Below are 4,801 nucleotides of genomic sequence, written 5' to 3' on the forward strand. Positions count from 1 at the left end.
GCATGGCAAGAAAAATGTCTCAATTAGATGGCAAATTGGAAACGATCCAATAAAGGCGGGGCGGTCTCCACACCGCACCAGCAACACAGGCCAGGCCGGCGACGCTCTGCGCAGCCAGGTACGAGTTGGCGACCTTGCTGGCTCGTTACCGCCGGGTAAGCCCATACTGGTGCGGTGAAACCGGATTACGACGTCCTGATCATCGGTTCGGGTTTCGGGGGCAGTGTCACCGCGCTGCGGTTGACCGAGAAGGGTTACCGCGTCGGCGTGCTCGAGGCCGGTCGCCGGTTCTCTGACGAGGATTTCGCCAAGACCTCGTGGAATCTGCGCAAGTTCCTGTGGGCGCCCAAGCTCGGCATGTACGGCATCCAGCGCATCCACCTCCTGCGCAACGTGATGATCCTGGCCGGGGCTGGCGTCGGCGGGGGATCGCTGAACTACGCCAACACGTTGTACGTGCCGCCGGAGCCGTTCTTCGCCGACAGGCAGTGGTCGCATATCACCGACTGGCGCGCCGAGCTGACGCCGCATTACCAGCAGGCGCAGCGGATGCTGGGCGTGGTAAGCAACCCGACGTTCACCGACGCGGATCGCATCGTCAAGCAGGTCGCCGACGACATGGGCGTGGGCGACACGTTCGTGCCGACCCCGGTGGGCGTGTTCTTCGGGCCCGACGGCACCAAGACACCCGGCGAGACGGTGCCCGACCCATACTTCGGCGGCGCCGGCCCGGCCCGCACCGGTTGTCTGGAGTGCGGATCCTGCATGACCGGCTGCCGCTACGGCGCCAAAAACACGTTGCTGAAGAACTACCTGGGCCTAGCGGAATCCGCTGGGGCCGAGGTCATTCCGATGACCACCGTCACCGGGTTCGAGCAGCGCTCCGACGGGATCTGGCAAGTCCGCACCGCTCGCACCGGCCGTTGGCTGCGTCGCAAGAAGCACACCTTCACCGCGACCCACCTGGTGCTGGCCGCCGGCACCTGGGGCACCCAGCACCTGCTGTTCAAGATGCGCGACAAGGGCAAGTTGCCCGGGCTGTCCGACCGGCTGGGCGTGCTGACCCGCACCAACTCCGAATCGATCGTCGGTGCCGCGACGCTGAAGGTCTCGCCGGACCTGGACTTGACCCACGGGGTGGCGATCACCTCGTCGATTCACCCGACCTCGGACACTCACGTCGAGCCCGTCCGATACGGCAAGGGTTCCAACGCGATGGGGCTGCTGCAGACCTTGATGACCGACGGCCCCGGCCCCGGCGGCAGCGATGTGCCGCGATGGAGGCAACTGTTGGATCAAGCCGGCGAGGATCCGCGCGGCATACTTCGAATGCTCAATCCCCGTCAGTGGAGCGAGCGGACCGTGATCGCGCTGGTGATGCAGCATCTCGACAACTCGATCACGACGTTCACCAAACGCGGCAAGCTGGGCCGTCGCCGCTATGTCAGCAAACAGGGGCATGGCGAGCCGAACCCGACGTGGATCCCGGTCGGCAACGAGGTGACCCGCCGCATCGCCGCCAAGATCGGCGGGGTCGCCGGCGGAACTTGGGGCGAGCTGTTCAACATCCCGCTGACCGCGCACTTCCTCGGCGGCGCCGCGATCGGCGACAGCCCGGAACACGGGGTCATCGACCCATACCAGCGGGTGTACGGCTACCCGACGCTGTTCGTCACCGATGGCGCAGCCATCTCGGCGAACCTGGGGGTCAACCCGTCGCTGTCGATCACAGCGCAGGCCGAGCGGGCCGCGTCGCTGTGGCCGAACAAGGGCCAGAACGATCTGCGGCCACGCCAGGGCGAGTCGTACCGTCGGTTGGACCCGATCGCGCCGCAGCATCCGGTGGTGCCCGCCGACGCGCCCGGCGCGCTGCGCTGGCTGCCGATCGAGCCGATCAGCTCGGCTGGCTAACCGACCGGTACGCGTTCCGGTGCAGCGGCGCGCGTCCGGGTGGTTGCTGCGGCGTGGGCAGCAGCGGCTCACGCTTGTGCAGCGTGATCGTTGTCGGAGCGCTGGTGCTGAGCTCGACGTCCTCACCGGCGTGCCGGATCGTCAATCCACCCCCGGGACCGTCCCGCAGCGTGTAGGTCACTTCGTCGTGGATGACGTCCACGGTCAACCGGAAGTCGCGCCAGCGCAACCGGAATCGCAGCCGTGAGATGCCGTCGGGCAGATACGGGTTGAGGTACAGCATGCCCTCGTCGTCCCGCAGGCCGCCGAAGCCGGCGACCAGAGCGGTCCACGCGCCGGCCAGCGACGCCATGTGCAAGCCGTCGCGGGTGTTGTGGTGCAGGTCGCGCAGGTCGACCAGAGCCGCCTCATAGGTGTAGTCGTGCGCCAGCTCCACATGCCCGACGTTGGCGCACATCACCGCTTGGGTGCAGGCCGACAGTGACGAGTCGCGCACCGTGCGCCGCTCGTAGTAGTCGACGTTGCGCGCCTTCTGCTCGTCGCTGAATTTGTGGCTCTGCCAGTACATGGCCAAAACCAGATCGGTCTGCTTGACCACCTGCGCGGGATAGAGCAGCGCGTACGGCTCGTGCAGCAGCAGCGGGTAGGTTGTCTTCTCGTCGAAGTCCCACTCGGCGTAGGTGGTGAAGCCTTCGGACTGCGGATGCACGCCAAGCTCTTCGTCGAAGGGAATGTGCGCCGCGTCGGCGGCATCTCGCCACGCGGCGGTTTCTTCGGTGGTCACGCCCAGCTCGCGAGCGGTCTCGGAGTGCCGGGCGCACGCGTCGGCGGCAACCCGCAGGTTGTGTGCCGCCATCATGTTGGTGAACACGTTGTCGCGCACGATCGCGGTGTATTCGTCGGGACCGGTAACCCCGTCCAGGTGCCATACTCCGTGGCGGTCGTGATGGCCGAGTGAATGCCACAGCCGGGCCGTCTCGATGAGCACTTCCAGCCCGCAGTCCCTCTCCAGCGACTCGTCGCCGCTGACGATCCGATAGCGCTCGAAAGCCATTGCGATGTCGGCGTTGATGTGCCACGCGGCGGTTCCGGCCGGCCAGTAGGCCGAGCATTCCTGGCCGCGAATCGTTCGCCACGGATAGCTGGCACCCTTGAGGTCCAGCTGTGCGGCGCGCTCCCTTGCCAAATCCAAAGTTGTAGCGCGCCACCGCAATGCATCGGCGGCTGCGTGCGGCAAGGTATAGGTCAGCACCGGAAGAACGAATCCCTCGGTGTCCCAGAAGATGTGGCCGTCGTACCCGGTGCCGGTCAGGCCTTTGCTCGCGATGCCGCGCCGCTCGGCTCGTGCACTGGCCTGCAGCAGGTGGAACAGCCCGAACCGCACCGCCTGCTGGCATATGGGGTCGCCTTCGACCTCCACATCGGCGCCGTCCCAATAGTCGTCGAGAATCTTGCGCTGGGCGTCCACCAGGCCCTGCCACCCGCTGTAGCGCGCGCTGTGCAAAGCGGCGGCGGCCTGGTCGCGCAGCGCCGGACGTGAGCGCTGGCTTGACCAGCCGTATGCGAGGTATTTCACGATGCGCAGTTGCTGGCCCGGCCGCAGCCCGCAGATCACGGTCGTGCGGGCGAGGTCGTCGCCCGCGTCGTTGGTGATCTCCACGCGGCCTTCTACCTCGACTTCGTGGTCCATCGCGGCGGCCATCATCAACGCACTGGCGCGCGTCCGGTGCATCAGCAGTGCACCGCATTTGGTGTCCTCGTGTTGGACGGGCTCCAGCGGTCTGTCGAGGATGGCCGCAACCCGCGGATCGCCCGACGTAGTGGGCTGGTCCTCGTTGGCGACTAGCTCGGATTGCACTGTGACACGGACGAATTCGTCGACCGCCTCGACGATGTATTCGATGGCGACAACGCTGCGCTGTGCCAGCGACACCAGCCGGGTCGAGGTCACCATCACCTGCTTGCCGACCGGTGACTCCCAGTGCGCGTATCGCTTCAGCGTGCCGGCCCGCAGGTCAAGCACCCGCTCGTGGCTCAACAGCTTGCCGTAGCGAACGTCGAACGGCTCGTCGTCGACCAGCAGGCGCAGGATCTTGCCGTTGGTGACGTCGACGACGGTTTGTCCGGCTTCCGGGTAGCCGTAGCCCGCTTCGGCGTAGGGCAACGGCCGGACCTCGTAGAACGAGTTCAGATACGTGCCGGGCAGGCCGTGCGGCTCGCCTTCGTCGAGGTTGCCGCGAATTCCGATGTGCCCGTTAGACAGCGCGAACAGCGATTCCGATTGCGCCAGCACGTCGAGGTCCAGGCGGGTCTCGCGGAGCTGCCAGGGTTCGACGGGGAAGGTGTTATCCGGGATCATCTCGGCGCCTACAGCAGATCGCCGAGGTCGGTGACCACGACATCGGCGCCGTGGCTGCGTAATTCGTCGGCTTGGCCAACGCGGTCAACGCCTACCACGTAACCGAAGTGGCCGGCGTGCCCGGCGGCGACGCCGGAAAGCGCGTCCTCGAACACGGCCGCTTCGGCGGGGGAGACGTTCAGCAGTTGTGCCGCACGCAGAAACGAGTCCGGTGCGGGCTTGCCGGCGATGTGTTCCTCGCGCAGGGTCACGCCGTCGACGCGCTGCTGAATGAACTTGTCGAGCCCGGTGATCTCCAGCACCTGGCGAGTGTTGGCGCTGGAGGACACCACCGCCGTAGCGAGACCGGCGGCGGCCACCTTTTCCAGGTAGCGGCGCGAGCCGTCGAAGACCTTGACGCCGTCGTTCTGCAGCGTCTCTTGGAAGGCATCGTTTTTGCGGGTGCCTAACCCGTAGACGGTGTCCTTATCGGGCGTGTCGTCGGGGTCGCCGTCGGGCAGTTGGATGCCGCGGCTGGCCAGAAACGACCGG

Annotated in this window: 3 protein-coding genes; 1 reads left to right on the forward strand and 2 read right to left on the reverse strand. The window is 66.5% G+C overall.

The features are described from left to right. Positions 1-174 precede the first annotated feature (174 nt). Positions 175-1,911, forward strand: coding sequence for a GMC family oxidoreductase (locus tag VNW74_RS01015; protein WP_325674746.1), 1,737 nt, complete (start codon positions 175-177; stop codon positions 1,909-1,911). Here the strand turns inward: VNW74_RS01015 and VNW74_RS01020 are convergent. Both VNW74_RS01020 and VNW74_RS01025 read right to left on the reverse strand, forming a co-directional pair. Then, the gene (locus VNW74_RS01020; protein WP_325674747.1) at positions 1,895-4,270 is read right to left on the reverse strand and encodes a glycoside hydrolase family 65 protein; all 2,376 of its coding nucleotides are present in this window, start codon (positions 4,268-4,270) and stop codon (positions 1,895-1,897) included. The genes VNW74_RS01015 and VNW74_RS01020 overlap by 17 nt on opposite strands. An 8-nt stretch (positions 4,271-4,278) precedes the next feature. Then, positions 4,279-4,801 (reverse strand): HAD-IA family hydrolase (locus VNW74_RS01025; RefSeq protein ID WP_325674748.1); only part of this gene is annotated, 523 nt, incomplete at its 5' end.

Origin of the sequence: Mycobacterium sp., from assembly GCF_035570115.1 — a bacterium.
Lineage (GTDB): Bacteria > Actinomycetota > Actinomycetes > Mycobacteriales > Mycobacteriaceae > Mycobacterium.